Annotated in this window: 18 protein-coding genes; 4 read left to right on the top strand and 14 right to left on the bottom strand. The window is 57.7% G+C overall.

What is annotated here, in order from left to right; genetic code table 11:
* Positions 1 to 127: 127 nt before the first annotated feature.
* The 7 genes from recX to BJP61_RS05540 all read right to left on the bottom strand — a co-directional run bounded on the left by recX (position 128) and on the right by BJP61_RS05540 (position 5,982).
* Positions 128 to 625 (bottom strand): recombination regulator RecX, encoded by a 498-nt coding sequence (gene recX / locus BJP61_RS05570; RefSeq protein WP_075193398.1) that lies wholly within the window; start codon positions 623 to 625, stop codon positions 128 to 130.
* 57 nt (positions 626 to 682) lie between these two features.
* Positions 683 to 1,747 carry a recombinase RecA gene (recA, locus tag BJP61_RS05565; protein ID WP_007730397.1) on the bottom strand — a complete coding sequence of 355 codons (1,065 nt, stop codon included), beginning with the start codon at positions 1,745 to 1,747 and terminating at the stop codon, positions 683 to 685.
* An 88-nt stretch (positions 1,748 to 1,835) separates the two neighbouring features.
* Positions 1,836 to 2,333: a nicotinamide-nucleotide amidase gene (pncC, locus tag BJP61_RS05560; RefSeq protein ID WP_171997955.1), complete on the bottom strand. Its 498-nt coding sequence runs from the start codon at positions 2,331 to 2,333 to the stop codon at positions 1,836 to 1,838.
* A gap of 140 nt (positions 2,334 to 2,473) precedes the next feature.
* Positions 2,474 to 3,556 carry a lytic murein transglycosylase B gene (gene mltB, locus BJP61_RS05555; RefSeq protein ID WP_038868225.1) on the bottom strand — a complete coding sequence of 361 codons (1,083 nt, stop codon included), beginning with the start codon at positions 3,554 to 3,556 and terminating at the stop codon, positions 2,474 to 2,476.
* Between the two features lie 115 nt (positions 3,557 to 3,671).
* Positions 3,672 to 4,394, bottom strand: coding sequence for an amino acid ABC transporter ATP-binding protein (locus BJP61_RS05550; protein WP_038868224.1), 723 nt, complete (start codon positions 4,392 to 4,394; stop codon positions 3,672 to 3,674).
* Entirely contained in the window at positions 4,381 to 5,145 is a 765-nt protein-coding gene (locus BJP61_RS05545; protein ID WP_038868223.1) for an amino acid ABC transporter permease, read from the bottom strand. The genes BJP61_RS05550 and BJP61_RS05545 overlap by 14 nt, the downstream gene beginning before the upstream one ends.
* Before the next feature lie 69 nt (positions 5,146 to 5,214).
* Positions 5,215 to 5,982 (bottom strand): basic amino acid ABC transporter substrate-binding protein, encoded by a 768-nt coding sequence (locus tag BJP61_RS05540; protein WP_038868222.1) that lies wholly within the window; start codon positions 5,980 to 5,982, stop codon positions 5,215 to 5,217.
* Between the two features lie 173 nt (positions 5,983 to 6,155).
* Here BJP61_RS05540 and BJP61_RS05535 point away from each other — a divergent pair, with 173 nt between their 5' ends.
* A complete protein-coding gene (locus BJP61_RS05535) occupies positions 6,156 to 6,368 on the top strand; it encodes a KTSC domain-containing protein (RefSeq protein ID WP_038868220.1) in 213 nt (70 codons plus the stop codon).
* A 67-nt stretch (positions 6,369 to 6,435) separates the two neighbouring features.
* On the opposite strand, the gene BJP61_RS05530 is transcribed toward BJP61_RS05535, so the two are convergent.
* Complete coding sequence (locus tag BJP61_RS05530; RefSeq protein ID WP_171999249.1) at positions 6,436 to 8,103, bottom strand: methyl-accepting chemotaxis protein; 1,668 nt, start codon at positions 8,101 to 8,103, stop codon at positions 6,436 to 6,438.
* A gap of 207 nt (positions 8,104 to 8,310) precedes the next feature.
* Between BJP61_RS05530 and BJP61_RS05525 the strand changes: the two genes are divergently transcribed.
* Complete coding sequence (locus BJP61_RS05525; protein WP_038868218.1) at positions 8,311 to 9,015, top strand: GNAT family protein; 705 nt, start codon at positions 8,311 to 8,313, stop codon at positions 9,013 to 9,015.
* A gap of 104 nt (positions 9,016 to 9,119) precedes the next feature.
* Here BJP61_RS05525 and BJP61_RS05520 read toward each other — a convergent pair whose 3' ends face one another.
* Positions 9,120 to 9,485, bottom strand: coding sequence for an STY0301 family protein (locus BJP61_RS05520; protein WP_038868216.1), 366 nt, complete (start codon positions 9,483 to 9,485; stop codon positions 9,120 to 9,122).
* Entirely contained in the window at positions 9,472 to 9,810 is a 339-nt protein-coding gene (locus BJP61_RS05515; RefSeq protein ID WP_255485502.1) for a BPSL0067 family protein, read from the bottom strand. The genes BJP61_RS05520 and BJP61_RS05515 overlap by 14 nt, the downstream gene beginning before the upstream one ends.
* A 557-nt stretch (positions 9,811 to 10,367) precedes the next feature.
* On the opposite strand from BJP61_RS05515, the gene mutS reads away from it, so the two are divergent.
* Entirely contained in the window at positions 10,368 to 12,929 is a 2,562-nt protein-coding gene (gene mutS, locus BJP61_RS05510) for a DNA mismatch repair protein MutS (protein ID WP_038868213.1), read from the top strand.
* Between the two features lie 134 nt (positions 12,930 to 13,063).
* On the opposite strand, the gene BJP61_RS05505 is transcribed toward mutS, so the two are convergent.
* From BJP61_RS05505 to BJP61_RS05495, 3 genes are read right to left on the bottom strand one after another with little or no spacing between them, the layout of a single operon-like run.
* Positions 13,064 to 13,300 carry a non-oxidative hydroxyarylic acid decarboxylases subunit D gene (locus tag BJP61_RS05505; RefSeq protein ID WP_075193394.1) on the bottom strand — a complete coding sequence of 79 codons (237 nt, stop codon included), beginning with the start codon at positions 13,298 to 13,300 and terminating at the stop codon, positions 13,064 to 13,066.
* A 9-nt stretch (positions 13,301 to 13,309) separates the two neighbouring features.
* A complete protein-coding gene (locus BJP61_RS05500) occupies positions 13,310 to 14,740 on the bottom strand; it encodes a non-oxidative hydroxyarylic acid decarboxylases subunit C (protein ID WP_075193393.1) in 1,431 nt (476 codons plus the stop codon).
* Positions 14,730 to 15,347: a non-oxidative hydroxyarylic acid decarboxylases subunit B gene (locus BJP61_RS05495; RefSeq protein ID WP_071603791.1), complete on the bottom strand. Its 618-nt coding sequence runs from the start codon at positions 15,345 to 15,347 to the stop codon at positions 14,730 to 14,732. The genes BJP61_RS05500 and BJP61_RS05495 overlap by 11 nt, the downstream gene beginning before the upstream one ends.
* A gap of 171 nt (positions 15,348 to 15,518) precedes the next feature.
* Between BJP61_RS05495 and BJP61_RS05490 the strand changes: the two genes are divergently transcribed.
* Positions 15,519 to 15,929 carry a MarR family transcriptional regulator gene (locus tag BJP61_RS05490; protein WP_038868205.1) on the top strand — a complete coding sequence of 137 codons (411 nt, stop codon included), beginning with the start codon at positions 15,519 to 15,521 and terminating at the stop codon, positions 15,927 to 15,929.
* Between the two features lie 2 nt (positions 15,930 to 15,931).
* On the opposite strand, the gene BJP61_RS05485 is transcribed toward BJP61_RS05490, so the two are convergent.
* Complete coding sequence (locus BJP61_RS05485) at positions 15,932 to 16,828, bottom strand: LysR family transcriptional regulator (RefSeq protein ID WP_171999247.1); 897 nt, start codon at positions 16,826 to 16,828, stop codon at positions 15,932 to 15,934.
* Between the last annotated feature and the right edge of the window lie 106 nt (positions 16,829 to 16,934).

Raw genomic sequence — 16,934 nt, 5'->3', positions numbered from 1 at the left:
TGAAATCAAGCTAACGAAATGTATCGCCCGGGTGGCGCAGCGAGCTGCCGCCAGACAAGGCTTAACGGAAAAAAGTGGGAATAAGATAAGTTTTCTTTACAGGGAAGTAAAACCCCGCATGGGGTCATCACTCAAAATTTCGGTAGATCGCCTGGATATCTTCCATGTAATAGCCGCGATACAGCAAAAAGCGCTGCACTTTCGCTTTTTCCGGAAAGGTGCGCGGCAGCGGCGCGCCGAATTTACGCTCGGCCTGTTCACGGGCCTGGGTTTCCCAGTCAACTTCGCAAGCGGCAAAGGCGGCATCGCACGACGGGCGTGAAATGCCTTTTTGCTGTAGCTCCTGACGAATACGCTGCGGGCCGTAGCCTTTGCGGCCCCGGCTCGCAATATAGCGCTCGGCAAAATGCTCGTCATCAAGGTAGCGCTGCTCATGGCACCAGGCGATGACTTTTTCGATATCTTCAGGCGTCGCCTGCGCCTGCTCATCCTCATTTTTCCCCGGTAGCACGGCGCCAAGCTTGCGGCGCAACTCCTGCTCGCTGTGGTCACGCATGGCGAGAATACGCATCGCGCGGTCAAGGAGACGGGAATAGGCGGAACGGCGGGGAGTAGCGTCAGTCATAGGCGTAAATAGTTGGGACAACAGAAAAAGTAAGGGCTGCATCAGCAGCCCTTGAGATTAAAACTCTTCGTTGTTTTCTGCAACGCCGTCATCGTTATCGTCGACGGTGAAGTCAGGCGTAGAGTCCTGGTTGTTAAGCAGCATTTCGCGCAGCTTCTTCTCAATTTCGTCAGCCATCGGCTTGTTCTCTTTGAGGAAGTTGGTCGCGTTCGCTTTACCCTGACCGATCTTCTCGCCATTGTAGCTGTACCAGGCGCCCGCTTTCTCAATCAGCTTGTGCTTCACGCCCAGGTCAACCAGTTCGCCGTAGAAGTTGATGCCTTCACCGTAGAGGATCTGGAATTCCGCTTGTTTAAACGGCGCAGCGACTTTGTTTTTCACCACTTTCACGCGGGTTTCGCTACCTACCACTTCTTCACCCTCTTTCACCGCGCCAATACGGCGGATGTCGAGACGCACGGAAGCGTAGAATTTCAGCGCGTTACCACCGGTAGTGGTTTCCGGGTTACCAAACATCACGCCAATCTTCATACGGATCTGGTTGATGAAGATAAGCAGCGTGTTGGAGTTTTTCAGGTTACCGGCCAGCTTACGCATCGCCTGGCTCATCATACGCGCCGCGAGGCCCATGTGAGAGTCACCGATTTCACCTTCGATCTCCGCTTTCGGCGTCAGAGCCGCTACGGAGTCGACAACCAGCACGTCCACCGCGCCGGAGCGCGCCAGCGCGTCACAGATTTCCAGCGCCTGCTCGCCGGTATCCGGCTGAGAGCAGAGCAGGTTATCGATATCTACGCCAAGCTTACGGGCGTAAACCGGATCAAGCGCGTGCTCCGCGTCGATAAACGCACAGGTTTTACCGGCGCGCTGTGCCGCGGCAATAACTTGCAGCGTCAGCGTGGTTTTACCTGAAGATTCCGGGCCGTAGATTTCCACGATACGCCCCATCGGCAGACCGCCCGCTCCCAGCGCGATATCCAGGGAGAGAGAGCCGGTGGAGATCGTTTCCACATCCATGGTGCGATCTTCACCCAGACGCATGATGGAGCCTTTGCCGAATTGCTTTTCAATCTGGCCGAGTGCTGCCGCCAACGCCTTCTGCTTGTTTTCGTCGATAGCCATTTTTACTCCTGTCATGCAGGGTGAGCCCAATTGCGCCACGCTGCGAATGTGTTTCGTTGGTGCAATTATACTGTATGAGCATACAGTATCAAGTCTTTTGTATAAAATGTTGCCACAGGGTTTGCAGTGCGAATGCGGTCGCCTGGCGGCGCACGGAATCCCGATTGCCATCAAAGCGTTGCAGTTGCGCCTCTACCCTTCCCTGGTTGTCGGCGAAGCCAAACCAGACGGTGCCGACTGGCTTGTCTGCGCTGCCGCCGTCCGGCCCTGCGATACCGCTGACGGAAACCGCGTAAGACGCCGCTGCCGCGTTCAGCGCGCCCTGCGCCATTTGCCGCACAACCGGCTCGCTGACCGCCCCATACGCCGCAAGCGTCGCGCCATCCACGCCGATAAGTTGTTCTTTGGCCTCATTACTGTAGGTCACGAAGCCGCGTTCAAACCAGGCGGAACTGCCGGCGATATCGGTAATGACTTTCGCCACCCACCCGCCGGTGCAGGACTCCGCCGTCGTCACGGTCGCGCCCTGCGCCTTCAGCGCAGCGCCAAGCTGCTGACTTAACTGCATTAATTCGTTATCTGTCATGACGGCTCCGATTGTAAACGTAACCCCAGGCATCCCACAGCGATTTTTAAGCGTTGCAGGCAGTTACATCGGGTTTTACGAGGCGAATTCAAGGTTTGCGGCACGGTTTATTTCCCCGCCCGTACAGGCGGGGAAACGGCTTACTGCACCCTGGCGAGCGCGACCGCCTGGCCGAGTTGCCAGACCGCCATCGCGTAATGCGTGCTGTGGTTATAGCGCGTGATGGCATAGAAGTTCGGCAATCCGTACCAGTACTGGTAGCTGCTGCCGATATCGAGACGCAGAAGGCTCGCCTCGGTGTGGTTGCCAAGCGGCTGCTGCGGCGTTAAGCCCGCCGCCGCCAGCTGGCCGACGCTGTATTTGGTTTTAAAGCCGTTCTCCAGCTGCGGCGCCTGGCCGTTAGCCGGGACGGCCACCAGATCGCCCTTTACCCAGCCGTGCTGCTGGAAGTAGTGCGCGACGCTGCCGATGGCGTCTTCCGGGTCCCAGAGGTTGATATGCCCGTCGCCATTAAAGTCCACGGCATACTCTTTATAAGAGGACGGCATAAACTGACCGTAGCCCATCGCACCGGCAAAAGAGCCTTTCAGCGCGAGCGGGTCATCGCCTTCGTCGCGCGACATCAGCAGGAACGTCTCCAGCTCGGCGGCAAAGTAGTCGGCGCGGCGCGGATAGTTAAAGGCGAGCGTCGCCAGCGCGTCGATGATACGGGTTTTACCCATCACGCGGCCCCAGCGGGTCTCGACGCCGATAATCCCGACCACAATCTCCGGCGGTACGCCGTAGACCTGCCAGGCACGGTTCAGCGCGTCCTGATACTGATTCCAGAACGCCACGCCGTTTTGCACGTTATCCGGCGTGATGAATTTATTGCGATAGCGCAGCCAGGCGCCGTTCGGTCCCGGCGCAGGCTGAGTGGTCGGCGCCTGGCGATCCATCAGGCGCAGCACGTAATCAAGCCTTTTCGTCTGCGAGATGACTTCCTGCAACTGCTGGCGATTAAACCCGTGCTTGCTGACCATCATATTGATGAAATTTTCCGCCGCCGGGTTACCGGCGAAATCCCCGGCTGGCAGCAGCCGGTCGTGCTGAGGCTGAAGCAGGAAACCGCCCTGGCTTGCGCCTGCGGTCTGGGTGGCGGCGGGTTGAGACTTAGGCTTGCTGCTGCAGGCGGCGAGCGCCATCATCAGCGGCAACAGGGCGACATAGCGACGCTTTAACATGAGATATCCATATGGCTGTTCAGAACGAATGGCAGTAATGGTAGATCATCCTGTGCCAGGCGAGGAAGCGCGACGCAAAGGCGCAGGCGAGAAATCTCGTCGCCTGCGCGCGCTATCAGAGCACTTTGCTGAGAAAAGCCGCGGTGCGCGGGTTTTGCGGGGCGGTAAAAAGCTGCGCGGGCGGGCCTTCTTCCTGGATAACGCCGCCGTCGATAAAAATCACGCGATCGGCCACTTCGCGAGCGAAACCCATCTCATGCGTGACGATAACCATCGTCATGCCTTCTTCAGCGAGATTCTTCATCACCGCCAGCACTTCGCCAACCAGCTCCGGATCCAGCGCCGAAGTCGGTTCGTCAAACAGCATGACCGACGGGTTCATCGCCAGCGCGCGGGCGATGGCCACGCGCTGCTGCTGGCCGCCAGAGAGGCTGGCGGGCCACGCGTCGCGCTTATCACTAAGGCCCACTTTGGCGAGCAGCTCTTCGGCGAGCGTCACCGCCTGCGCGCGCGTCATCCCTTTCAGGCTCATGGGCGCCATAATGAGATTTTCCAGCACCGTCATATGCGGGAAGAGATTAAAGCGCTGGAACACCATGCCGACGCCTGCGCGCAGCAGATTTACGTTGGCGTTGCGGTCATGCACCGCGAAACCGTTGACGATAATCTCGCCCTGCTCTGCCGTCTCCAGCGCGTTAAGGCAGCGCAAAAACGTGCTTTTCCCGGAGCCGGATGGCCCAATCACACAGACCACTTCCTCTGGTTTTATGTCGCAACTGATGCCGCGCAGAACGTGGCTTGCCCCAAAATGCTTATGCAGATTATTAACGTGAATCACTTTTGCCGAACCTCTTTTCCAGCCGCGCCACCAGTTGCGATAGCAGGAACGTAATCACCCAGTAGACCAGCGAGATGGTCAGGTAGGGCTCCCAGTAAGTCGCGTACGCCCCCGAAACGGTGCGCGCCGCGTAGGCAAGATCCGCAAGCCCAATGGCGGACGCGAGCGACGAGTCCTTAACGATGGCGATGGCGTTATTGCCAAGCGGCGGCAGAATGCGGCGAAACGCCTGCGGCAGAATAACTTTGCGCATGGTTTTCCACCACGGCATGCCGAGCGCCCGTGAGGCTTCCATCTGCCCGCGGTCGATGGACTGAATGCCCGCGCGGAAAATCTCAGACACATACGCGCCGGCATTAAGCGTGATAGCCACGATGCACGAGAGAAACGCGCCGTAGTCGGAGCGCAGCATCCGGGCGAACTCGCTGGTCATCAGCCCGCTTTCCACCAGCCAGCCGTCACGCGGGTTGATAAACAGCGGCACCAGCGCGAAATGCACCACCATTATCTGTACGAACAGCGGCGTGCCGCGAAACGCGCTTACATAAAAGCGCACCGGGAACTGCACCAGATAGCGCAGCACAAATTTCCACGGCCCGTGTTCGGCGTGCGCCATTCGCCCCAGCCCGAGCGTCAGGCCCCACAGCGTGCCGAGTATCACGCAGATAATGGTGCATTTGATGGTCATCCAGGCACCCTGCATAAAGAGCGGGCCATACTCCTGGATTATTTCCCAATGAAATCCTGCCATGTCCATTTCCGAAAAAGAGGCGGCTGACGCACTGGGTCAGCCGCTAAAAAAACAAACCGAAAGGCGTGATTACTGCGCAGGCAGCGTCGGCACGTTATCGTCAAACCAGGCCTTGTAGATTTTCGCATACGTACCGTCAGCAACGATTTTCGCAAGCCCGGCGTTGATTTTATCGCGCAGCTCGTCATTGCCTTTGGCGACCGCAATGCCGAAATACTGGCGTTCAAATTTCGCGTCCGGCACCAGCTTAAACTGCTTTTCCGGGTGCTGTTTGATGTAGTATTTCACGACGCCCACATCGCCCACGGCGGCGCTGACGCCGTCTTCAAATAGTTCCTGTAACATCAGCGGCGTGTTGTCGAAGCGCTTGATAGCCGTGTTGTTCTTGCCAAGAGTATCTGACACTACGATATCGCCGGTGCTCGAATTCACCACGCCGACTTTTTCATCTTTCAGCGCGGCAAGCGAGGTCACTTTTGAATCCGCCGGCACGACGATGGACTGTTCCGCCGGGAAATACGGTTTTGAGAAATCGACCATCTGTTTACGTTTATCGGTGATGGTAATGCCGGAAATAATGATGTCGCGATCGCCAGAGCCGAGTGTGGCGAAAATCCCTTCCCACGGCGTATTCACCAGCTTCACGTTAAAATTTTCTGCTTTGGCGATGGCCTTGATAATGTCGATATCAAAGCCTTCCAGCTGCTTCTGGCTGTTTTCAAATTCAAAAGGACGATAGGTGCCGCCCGCGCCGACCACATAGGTCTCCTGCGCGGCGAAAGCGCTGCCCGCAAGGGCTGCCATTAATACACCGGCTTTAAGCAGAGATTTCATCATGTTCGCAACCCTCATTTTTATGCACTCAATATGAATAAAAATACATAGATTAGTCAGGGTGCGCAACAAGAATATATTCTCAGCATGCCGCCTTGCCCTGCCAGTTCTGGTAGTCAAGCGCAGCGGTGGAGCCGCCGATAACGGCTCAATGGCTTTCAAAGCAAGGGGCTGAAATGAAAAGACATCCTGTGCAGTCGAGAACGTTTAAAAGCGCGGGTTACGATCCGACCTGTTCAATTATGGAAATTGAGTACGCCAATGGACGCGTGGAGCAGTTTCTCGGCGTGCCGGCGAAAACCTGGCAAACCTTTCTGATGAGCAACGAGAAAGAGAGCTGGTTTAACAGCAACATCAAGAGCAGCTTTTTTAAAGTCTCGATCAGTTGATGTGAAAATAAAGGCATAAAAAAAGCGTGGCGAGCCACGCTTTTTTATTGCCGTAAAAGGCCGTTAATCAGAAGGTTTCCCAGTTATCGCCGCCCGCAGGCGCGGCAAGCGCGGGTTTCACCGGCTCGACGCGGGTAAGCGGCGCGGCGCCACTCGTCTTCGGCGCGCTGACCAGGCCGCGCGAGACCTTAAAGGCCGCCACCGCCTGACGCAACTGCTCCGCCTGATCTTCAAGCGCCGCCGCCGCCGCGGCTGATTCCTGCACCAGCGCGGCGTTCTGCTGCGTAACGCTGTCCATCTGCGACACCGCAAGACTCACCTGCTCAATGCCGCGGCTCTGTTCATCCGACGCCGAGGCGATTTCGCCCATGATATCGGTCACCCGCGTTACCGCCTGAACAATCTCTTTCATCGTATCGCCCGCTTCCTGCACCTGTCCGGAGCCGGTATCGACGCGGTTAACGGAGTTTTCGATAAGCGCTTTGATCTCTTTCGCCGCGTTGGCGCTGCGGCTGGCGAGCGTGCGGACTTCGCCTGCGACCACCGCGAAGCCGCGTCCCTGTTCACCGGCGCGCGCCGCTTCCACGGCGGCGTTCAGCGCGAGAATATTGGTCTGGAAGGCGATACTGTCGATAACGCTCGTAATATGCGCAATCTGCTGCGAGCTTTCGGCGATGGATTTCATGGTCTGCACCACATTCTCCACCACGCGGCCGCCTTTATCGGCCGTTTCCGACGCGTTTTTCGCAAGCTGCGACGCCTGACGCGCGTTATCGCTGTTCTGTTTCACGGTTGCGGTCAGCTGCTCCATGCTGGCGGCAGTTTCTTCCAGCGACGCGGCCTGCTGTTCGGTGCGCGCGGAGAGATCGTTACTGCCTGCGGAGATTTCGCCCGCGCCGGTATAGATCGATTCCGAGCTGTCGCGCACAGCCGTCACGGTGCCGGCTAACGCGTGCTGCATCTCCTGAAGCGATGCGGCAAGCTGGCCCATTTCGTTGCGTCCTTCCGCCACGATCGGGCGCGTTAAATCGCCGCCTGCGATGGCGCGGATGTGCTGCATCGCATCATGCAATGGCCCCAGCAGCAGATGGCGTAAGCCCTGCCAGATGGCAGCGATCGCCAGCACCACAATGAGCGCGATAACGCCGAGCGTCCAGAGCATTCCGGTATAACTCTGCTGGTTTTCCTGGGCCGCGGCCTGCAGCAGCGTGGTGTTCTGCGCGCGCCACGTGGTATAGACCTCTTCCATCTCGTCCTGCGCTTTCTGGGCATCAAGATTGCCGTAAGCCTCGTAATTATTCGCGCCGAGATAGCCGATGGACGCCTGAAGAATGTCATGCAGCGCCTGATATTTTTCCGCTATCTGGTTCGCCGTCGCGTCATCCTGTCCTGCCAGGCGCGGCGAGGCTTTATAGAGCGCAAAATGCTTTTCCGCTTTGCCAAGTGAGGTGGAAGCCGTCGCCAGCAATTTATTGATGGCGGCAAGAGACGCCGGATCGCGCTGGTTTTTCAGAAAGCGGATCGCCACGCGGTTTACGGTAACGCGCGTTTTTACCAGCGTCTGAAAACTGTCGCCGAGTTGTTCCTGCTGATAGTTAAGTAAATTCGCATTCTGGAAATTATTACGGTCATTATTGACCGCCGAATAAAAAAGGCTTCCGGTGACCATTTGCAGCAGCGTAAAGGTCAGCAGAATAATAATAATCCCGCTAACCACTTTTATATTTTTAATCATCATTAACCATCCCGTGAACGAAGCGCTATTGTGAAACTGTTATCGGAATGGAATGCGCAAACTTTATCCACCCCACTGAAATATGCGAGCGGCGCCATGATTTAAAATTAAAAGAGTAAAGTTGCCGCGCTTTGGCCGATAGTAAAGGTAACCTTTTACCACGCGTTACGCTCCTGAATGTCCCCTGCCGGGTTCAAAGGAGGCAATATGAAAGAGCTGAACAGTTTCGGTCAGTATGTCGGCCAGCCTGTCGCGGACTGGAAACCGCGCGAACTGCCGCACAAGAAAATCTTCGCCGGGCATTTCTGCCATCTTGAGCCTGCCAGCGTGCGGCACGCGCTGGCGCTGTTTCACGCCTGGCACAGCATTGACGATACGCGCGACTGGACGTACCTGACGGACGATCGCCCGCCGACGCTAAAAGCGTGCGAAGACTATTTACGCCGTCAGGAATCCGCGACCGATGCCTGGTATTTCACGGTGCTGGAGAATATCAGCGGCCAGCCAACCGGCACGCTGTGTCTGATGAATGTGGATAAAACGCATGGCGTCATTGAGATCGGTAATGTTATCTGGTCTCCGTCCATGAAAAGAACCAATTACGGCACCGAGGCCATTTATTTATTACTGACGCATCTTTTCGATGAATTAAAATACCGGCGCTGCGAATGGAAAACCGACGAATTAAATACGCCCTCGATTCAGGCGGCACAGCGTCTCGGTTTTATTTATGAAGGCACGTTCCGGGAATGTCAGGTGCGTAAAGGGCGCAACAGTAATGTGAACTGGTATTCGATTGTCGAAGCCGAATGGCCGCATCACGCCAAAGCGCTGCGCGCCTGGCTGCGCCCGGAAAACTTCAATGACCGCGGGCGGCAAATTAAACATCTGGAAGAGTTTAAGGATAAATAACGTCAACCGATGAGACAGTAAATCCTCATGCGCCTGCGTTGCTGCTATAGGTAAAACCGGCAGTGTTATTTTTATTGACTGATAACACTGCCTGTAAATCAGCATTATTCGCAGGCCGCAATCACCTTGCTGTGCTTGTCATAAGCCACAGAGCATTTTTTGGCGGTTGGCGGAACAATCAGTTCAACGGTCTGCTTCGTGTTCTTATAGCGGCATATAAAATAGAGCGAGGTTTTATGCTCCCTGGCCTCATCCTGATAATCAGGCAATGTCCATACCGTCTCCCGGTCGTTGTCCGGCATCAGATCCACTAACTCTTTCGGCGGCCCGACGAACAGGCTGGCATCATTTAAGGCATGGGTTTTATCCTGCGCCGTCGGGTATGGCGGACACATCGTTGACGTTGCCTGAACGCCACTCACGGATAAAAACAGCCCTGCGCTCAGCAGCAGCGTCTTACTCCACAACATAGTAGTTATCTCCGTTGTTTTCCGCGCGGGGCGCTTTGTGAAAACGGATGGTGCGTTTGCTGACCGTGTGCGGTGTCGCGACACGTTCACCCGTAGGCAAGGTTTTGTGCGTCATCCACTGGTCCAGCACCTGTATCCCGGAGGCATCCTGGCCGAGATAAATCGCCGCGTGGGAACGTCCATCAGTATGGTTGCCATAGCGACCATCCGCATCAAAGGTCGCAATCGCCGTACTGGGCGCGATCTCCGTATTGCCTTTTACTAACGCGCCCCGTTTCCATGCAACGGTACGCGGCATATTCGCCGCTTTTTGCGTGAATGCCATACACTGACCACTACCTACAGACTTACCGACATATGCTGACGGCGTACTTGCGATATATGCCATGAATTAACATCCATAAAGTTAAGTGGGCCATTCTGCCGCTAATGTAAAGTTATGCAAACGGAGGATTAGCGCTGCGCTTAAATTAAGATAGTTCCTGGCAACAGGCGTGTTTTTTATAAATCTATCAGCCGCTTACTGGGCATATGCGTAACGCCTGTTGCACTGCCCGCACGAATCCGGGCTGGCTTACGGCGAATGGCCCCGGCGTCATTTTTCCCACCCGTCTTATCCTTTGTGTCGCTTTAAACCACACTGGCCCTGCCTTTTGTTTTCCTGCCAAAAAGAGTCCGTTATCATGCTGCCTGCGTTTTCAAAAAACGAAATGACGTTTGCGCTGTAAATATCCCGTCTTACAGGCAACTGACTGACAAGTAATCCGTTAACCTGCGTTTTACGCAGGATTTCATCCGCCGCAATGAGACAACGTGACACTCGATAATAATAACTAACATCACTAACTCATTAAAATTTAAGCAAATGGACATCATAAAACGATGAGCACAAGCGAAACCTTTGACGCCCACACCCCCATGATGCAGCAATATCTGAAGCTCAAGGCGCAACACCCTGACATTCTGCTGTTCTATCGCATGGGCGATTTTTACGAACTCTTTTATGACGATGCGAAACGCGCGTCGCAGCTGCTGGATATTTCGCTGACCAAACGCGGCGCCTCGGCGGGCGAGCCTATTCCGATGGCGGGCGTGCCGCATCACGCCGTGGAAAACTATCTGGCGAAGCTGGTTAACCTTGGCGAATCGGTCGCGATTTGCGAACAGATTGGCGACCCGGCTACGTCAAAAGGCCCGGTCGAGCGCAAAGTGGTGCGCATCGTGACGCCCGGCACCATCAGCGATGAAGCGCTGTTGCAGGAGCGTCAGGATAACCTGCTGGCGGCCATCTGGCAGGATGCCAAAGGCTTTGGCTATGCGACGCTTGATATCAGTTCCGGGCGTTTTCGCTTAAGCGAGCCGCAGGACCGGGAAACGATGGCCGCGGAGTTGCAGCGCACCAACCCGGCGGAGCTGCTATATGCCGAAGATTTCGCTGAGATGGGGCTGATTGAAGGCCGTCGCGGCCTGCGCCGTCGCCCGCTCTGGGAATTCGAACTGGAAACCGCGCGCCAGCAGCTTAATTTACAGTTCGGCACGCGCGACCTGGTAGGCTTTGGCGTTGAAAACGCGCCGCGCGGGCTGTGTGCGGCGGGCTGTCTGTTGCAGTACGTGAAAGACACCCAGCGCACCAGCCTGCCGCATATCCGCTCGATTACGATGGAACGCCAGCAGGACGGCATCATTATGGATGCCGCCACGCGCCGCAATCTGGAAATCACCCAGAATCTGGCAGGCGGCGTGGAAAATACGCTGGCCTCGGTGCTGGACTGTACCGTCACGCCGATGGGCAGCCGCATGCTCAAACGCTGGCTGCACATGCCGGTGCGCGACGTCAGCGTGCTGCGCAACCGCCAGCAGGCGATCGCGGCCCTGATGGAATACAGTGCCGACATCCAGCCGGTGCTGCGTCAGGTGGGCGATCTTGAGCGTATTCTGGCGCGTCTCGCGCTGCGTACCGCGCGCCCTCGCGATTTAGCGCGTATGCGTCACGCCTTCCAGCAACTGCCGACGCTCAGTACGCTGCTTGCTGATATCGACGCCGGGTATGTGCAAACCCTGCGCGGACAGATGGGCGAATTCGCGGAACTCCGCGACCTGCTGGAGCGCGCCATTATTGAAGCGCCGCCGGTGCTGGTGCGCGATGGCGGCGTGATAGCGCCCGGTTACCATGAAGAGCTCGACGAATGGCGAGCGCTTGCCGACGGCGCGACCGATTATCTCGACCGGCTGGAAATTCGCGAGCGTGAAAAGCTCGGCATCGACACGCTCAAAGTGGGCTTTAACGCGGTACACGGCTACTTTATCCAGGTCAGCCGTGGGCAGAGTCACATGGTGCCAATCCACTACGTGCGCCGCCAGACGCTGAAAAACGCCGAGCGCTACATTATTCCTGAGCTGAAAGAGTACGAAGACAAGGTGCTGACCTCGAAAGGCAAAGCGCTGGCGCTGGAAAAACAGCTCTACGACGAACTGTTCGACCTGCTGCTGCCGCACCTGGCGGAGCTGCAAAAAAGCGCCGCAGCGCTGGCGGAGCTGGACGTGCTGGCGAACCTCGCCGAGCGCGCCGACACGCTGAACTACCACTGTCCGACGCTCACCGACAAACCGGGCATTCGTCTGGTGGAAGGCCGTCATCCTGTAGTGGAGCGCGTGCTGAACGAGCCCTTTATCGCTAACCCGCTCTCGTTAAGCCCGCAGCGCCGGATGTTGATTATCACCGGCCCGAATATGGGCGGTAAAAGCACCTATATGCGCCAGACGGCGCTGATTGTGCTGATGGCGTATATCGGCAGCTTCGTGCCCGCCGAACAGGCGGAAATAGGCCCTGTGGATCGCATCTTTACCCGCGTGGGCGCGGCGGACGATCTGGCATCCGGGCGCTCGACGTTTATGGTGGAGATGACCGAAACCGCCAATATTCTGCATAACGCCACCGAGCACAGCCTGGTGCTGATGGATGAAATCGGGCGCGGGACGTCAACCTATGACGGGCTTTCACTCGCCTGGGCGTGCGCCGAGAGCCTCGCCAACCGTATTAAGGCGCTGACGCTGTTCGCGACGCACTATTTCGAGCTGACGCAGTTGCCGGAAAAAATGGAAGGCGTGGCGAACGTGCATCTGGATGCCATCGAGCATGGCGATACGATTGCCTTTATGCACAGCGTACAGGACGGCGCGGCGAGCAAAAGTTATGGCCTGGCGGTCGCGGCGCTGGCGGGCGTGCCGAAAGAGGTGATTAAGCGCGCGCGCCAGAAGCTGCGCGAGCTGGAGAGCCTGTCCGGCAATGCGGCGGCGACACAGGTAGATGGTACTCAGATGTCGTTGCTGGCTGCGGCGGAAGAGACCAGCCCGGCGGTTGAGGCGCTGGAAAATCTCGACCCGGATTCGCTGTCGCCGCGTCAGGCGCTGGAGTGGATTTATCGTCTGAAAAGCCTGGTGTAGCGTGTGGATGGCGGGTCGTGGATGGCGTATTCGTGAATGGCGGGTGCGCTGCGCTTACCCGCCCTACGGTCAGAAAGTTACAGAAGTGTTGTAGGGTGGGTAAGCAACGCGAACCCACCTTTTTATGGCTATCGTTACCTCTTATCCTGCGCCAGCAGCGGCGGCACTGTCGGTACTTCCGGCGCGTTATCGATGTCCTCCTGCGTAATCCGGAACGCTTCGGGATAATGCTCTCGGCAGGTGCGGCGCAGCGGCTCGGTGTCGCGCCAGGTGTAAAGGCAGTGCTGACACTGATACACCGTCCAGACGCCTTTGACCGGCGACGTCGCCATAGTTTCGATGGTTTCATCGGCACAACGTGGGCAAATCATCTCGTCTCCTTATTTTTTACGGTTAGCCAGCATGGCGGTCAGTTTTTCCACCCACTGCGGGGTTTCCGGCAGGTCTTTCACCGGCTGGCTGTAGTGGCCGCGGTTGTCGGGCGCGACAGGCGTGGTGGCATCAATAATCAGTTTATCGGTAATGCCTGCCGGGCTTGAGCCCGGATCCAGCTCCAGCACTGACATATTCGGCAACTGCACCAGATCCCCCGCCGGGTTGACCTTGGACGAGAGCGCCCACATCACCTGCGGCAGATCGAACGGATCGACATCTTCATCAACCATAATCACCATCTTCACATAGCCAAGCCCGTGCGGCGTTGTCATCGCACGCAGCCCGACCGCGCGGGCAAAGCCGCCGTAGCGTTTTTTGGTGGAGATAATTGCCAGCAGCCCGTGGGTGTACATCGCGTTGACCGCCTGCACCTCCGGGAACTCCGCTTTCAGTTGTTGGTAAAGCGGCACGCAGGTAGCAGGCCCGATCAGATAGTCGATTTCCGTCCACGGCATACCGAGATAGAGCGATTCGAAAATCGGTTTCGTGCGGTAAGAGACTTTATCGATACGCACTACCGTCATGTTGCGCCCGCCGGAATAGTGCCCGGTGAACTCGCCGAACGGCCCTTCAATCTCGCGTTTGCGCCCTTCAATCACCCCTTCCAGAATGACTTCGGAGCCCCACGGCACATCGAAGCCGGTCAGCGGCGCGGTGGCTATCGGGTACGGGCTTTCGCGCAGCGCGCCCGCCATTTCATACTCCGACTGATCGTATTTCAGGGGTGTCGCGCCCATCAGCGTGATGACAGGATCGTTGCCAAGCGTAATCGCGATCGGTAAATCCTCGCCGCGCTCTTCGGCTTTATGCAGATGCAGCGCGATATCGTGCATTGGCACCGGTTGCAGGCCGAGCTTACGCTTGCCTTTAACTTCCATACGATAAATGCCGACGTTCTGCTTGCCAAAATGATCCGGATCGAGCGGATCGCGCGACACCACGCAGGCTTTATCAAGATAAAAACCGCCGTCGCCGTCGTTTAAGCGAAACAGCGGCAGGATATCGAACAGGTTAATATCCTCGCCATCAACGCTGTTTTCCGCCCACGGCGGATTGTCGCGATGCTCGGGCGCGACCGGGAATTTATCCCAGCGGCGGATGAACTCTTCGATTTGCTGCTTCACCGGCGTGGTGGGCGGCAGGCCCAGCGAAATGGCGTGGTTTTGCCAGGAGCCGATGGTGTTCATCGCGACGCGCGCATCGGTAAAGCCGCGAATATTGTCAAACCAGAGCGCGGGCGCGCCTTCACCGATGCGTCCGGCCGCGTTGGCGGCAGCGGCGATATCCGGTTCCGCCTGCACTTCTTCGCTGATCCTCAGCAGTTGTCCCTGCTCTTCAAGCGCCTGTAAAAAACTGCGCAGATCGTCAAACGCCATGCGTTTCTCCTCCTCGTGATAAATGGGTGTCAGCGTCTTTCGCGGGGCCAAGCCCCTGCCAGCGGCGAGCGTTGCGGGCGTCGAGCCCAAACTGATCGAGCACGCGGGCGACAATATGGTTAATGATGTCGTCGAGCGACTGGGGATGGTTGTACCAGGCCGGCATGGGCGGCACGATGGCCACGCCCATGCGCGAGAGCGCCAGCAGGTTTTCCAGATGGATTGTGCTGAGCGGGGTTTCACGCGGCACCAGCACCAGCTTGCGGCCCTCTTTCAGCACCACATCGGCGGCGCGGCCCACCAGTCCCTCGGCATACCCGGCGCGGATGCCCGCCAGCGTTTTCATACTGCAGGGAATAATCACCATGCCATCGGTGCGAAACGAACCGGATGAGATGGTCGCCGCCTGATCCGCCGGGCTGTGCACCACGTCAGCCAGTCCCGCCACGTCCTGCCAGGAATAGGGCGTTTCAAGCTCAATCGTGGTTTTGGCCCACTTTGACATCACCAGATGGGTTTCCACCTCGGGCATCGCTTTCAGCGCCTGCAACAGCGCGACTCCAAGCGGCGCGCCGGTCGCGCCCGTCATTCCGACTATCAGTCTCATGCGTTACCTCAATTATTGTTCGTGTACGAACATATAAATTAAAAGTACGCCCGGTTAAGGAAGCTGGCAAGATCGTTCGTATGCAGTCACACTTTTTGTTAAAAACTGCCGCCTTAGCTTTCAGAGGCAGAGCGGTTATGATGGTGAGAAAATCCTGAGCCAGGAGAACGCATGGCCGTTAAACAACACGCGTTTCATTTATTACGTCAGCTTTTTCAGCGGCATACGGCGCAGTGGCAGCTGGCGCTGCCTGAGCTGACCAAGCCGCAATACGCCGTGCTGCGCTCTATCGCCGAAAACCCCGGCATTGAACAGGTGGCTTTGATGGAAGCCGCCGTCAGCACCAAAGCGACGCTGGCGGAGATGCTGAGCCGCATGGAGAGCCGCGGACTGGTGCGCCGTGAAAGCGCGCCGGAAGATAAGCGCCGCCGGTTTATTTTCCTGACTCCGGAAGGCGAGGCGCTGCTGCGCGCCAGCATTCCGAAGGGCGACGCGGTGGATGAGGCATTTCTGGGCAAGCTGAGCGCAGAAGAGCGCGCGCAGTTCGCGGCGCTTATCGCAAGAATGATTGACGAGGCGTAACGCTATGGCTCGCCCGCGACGCGGGCGCGCAGGAAATCGATAAACCCCCGCACTTTGCCGGAAACATGCCGCGCATCGGGGTAGACCGCATAGACGCCCTGTGCCGGAAAACGGTACGCCGGTAGCAGGCGCATCAGATGCCCCCGCGCCAGCGCGTCGGCCACCAGCCATTCCGGCAGCAGCGCCACGCCGCAGCCCTCCAGCGCAAAAGTCATTAACGCGCCTGCGCTGTCGGCGGCAATGGCGGGCGAGCGCGTGATTTCAAACCGCGCCGGCGCGTTGTCCGGGCCGGTGAGTTCCCAGCGCAGCGGGGACGCCAGCCGGGTATGCACCAGCCAGTCAGCCTCGCTGAGTGCTTCGAGTGACGACACCGGGTGGCGCTGTAACCACGCTGGCGAGGCGACAGGCATAATCGCAAAACGCGCGATCAGCGCCGCCCGGTAAGCGGAGTCCTGCAGCGTACCGAGCCGGATAGCGACATCGACGCGCTGCGAAATCAGATCGGCAGGCTGCGATGAGGAGAAATGGCGAACTCGCAGCGCCGGATGCGCGCGGCTGAACGCCGCCAGCGCCGGGCCGACCACATAGCTGGCGTATTCCGGCGTCGTGGTGACGCGCAGCTCGCCGCTAAACCCCTGATGGCTGGCCTGCACTTCTTCACGCAGCGCATCGGCGTCTTTCAAAAGCGCGAGGCTGCGCTGATAAAGCCGCTCGCCGGCGTCGGTCAGCGTCAGGCGACGCGTCGAGCGCAGCAGCAGCGTCACGCCAAGCTCAGCCTCAAGCTGGCGGATATTAACACTCACCACCGCTTTGGTCTGGCCGAGGGCGGCGGCGGCGGCGGTAAAGCTCCCTGCCTCCACGACGGCGACGAAGGTCGCAAGCCGCGTTAAGTTAAGCATCGTCATTAGGCCGATTGTCAAAAAAGTTTTGACAGTATATCAACCCGGACGCAGTTTTTCCTGACGCGCCGGGCGTTTACAGTGCCCCTCTTCCACAGAGGGCATA

Source organism: Cronobacter sp. JZ38, from assembly GCF_008932145.1.
GTDB lineage: Bacteria > Pseudomonadota > Gammaproteobacteria > Enterobacterales > Enterobacteriaceae > Cronobacter > Cronobacter muytjensii.
The sequence above is the reverse complement of the archived record's forward strand: the minus strand, read 5'-3'. Positions and strand labels throughout refer to the sequence as shown.

What these genes read in the sequence shown, in the direction of transcription:
- recX (WP_075193398.1), bottom strand. Translation starts at nt 625, where the DNA reads ATGACTGACGCTACTCCCCGCCGTTCCGCCTATTCCCGTCTCCTTGAC.
- recA (WP_007730397.1), bottom strand. Translation starts at nt 1,747, where the DNA reads ATGGCTATCGACGAAAACAAGCAGAAGGCGTTGGCGGCAGCACTCGGC.
- pncC (WP_171997955.1), bottom strand. Translation starts at nt 2,333, where the DNA reads ATGACAGATAACGAATTAATGCAGTTAAGTCAGCAGCTTGGCGCTGCG.
- mltB (WP_038868225.1), bottom strand. Translation starts at nt 3,556, where the DNA reads ATGTTAAAGCGTCGCTATGTCGCCCTGTTGCCGCTGATGATGGCGCTC.
- BJP61_RS05545 (WP_038868223.1), bottom strand. Translation starts at nt 5,145, where the DNA reads ATGGCAGGATTTCATTGGGAAATAATCCAGGAGTATGGCCCGCTCTTT.
- BJP61_RS05540 (WP_038868222.1), bottom strand. Translation starts at nt 5,982, where the DNA reads ATGATGAAATCTCTGCTTAAAGCCGGTGTATTAATGGCAGCCCTTGCG.
- BJP61_RS05535 (WP_038868220.1), top strand. Translation starts at nt 6,156, where the DNA reads ATGAAAAGACATCCTGTGCAGTCGAGAACGTTTAAAAGCGCGGGTTAC.
- BJP61_RS05530 (WP_171999249.1), bottom strand. Translation starts at nt 8,103, where the DNA reads ATGATTAAAAATATAAAAGTGGTTAGCGGGATTATTATTATTCTGCTG.
- BJP61_RS05525 (WP_038868218.1), top strand. Translation starts at nt 8,311, where the DNA reads ATGAAAGAGCTGAACAGTTTCGGTCAGTATGTCGGCCAGCCTGTCGCG.
- BJP61_RS05520 (WP_038868216.1), bottom strand. Translation starts at nt 9,485, where the DNA reads ATGTTGTGGAGTAAGACGCTGCTGCTGAGCGCAGGGCTGTTTTTATCC.
- BJP61_RS05515 (WP_255485502.1), bottom strand. Translation starts at nt 9,810, where the DNA reads ATGGCATTCACGCAAAAAGCGGCGAATATGCCGCGTACCGTTGCATGG.
- mutS (WP_038868213.1), top strand. Translation starts at nt 10,368, where the DNA reads ATGAGCACAAGCGAAACCTTTGACGCCCACACCCCCATGATGCAGCAA.
- BJP61_RS05505 (WP_075193394.1), bottom strand. Translation starts at nt 13,300, where the DNA reads ATGATTTGCCCACGTTGTGCCGATGAAACCATCGAAACTATGGCGACG.
- BJP61_RS05500 (WP_075193393.1), bottom strand. Translation starts at nt 14,740, where the DNA reads ATGGCGTTTGACGATCTGCGCAGTTTTTTACAGGCGCTTGAAGAGCAG.
- BJP61_RS05495 (WP_071603791.1), bottom strand. Translation starts at nt 15,347, where the DNA reads ATGAGACTGATAGTCGGAATGACGGGCGCGACCGGCGCGCCGCTTGGA.
- BJP61_RS05490 (WP_038868205.1), top strand. Translation starts at nt 15,519, where the DNA reads ATGGCCGTTAAACAACACGCGTTTCATTTATTACGTCAGCTTTTTCAG.
- BJP61_RS05485 (WP_171999247.1), bottom strand. Translation starts at nt 16,828, where the DNA reads ATGCTTAACTTAACGCGGCTTGCGACCTTCGTCGCCGTCGTGGAGGCA.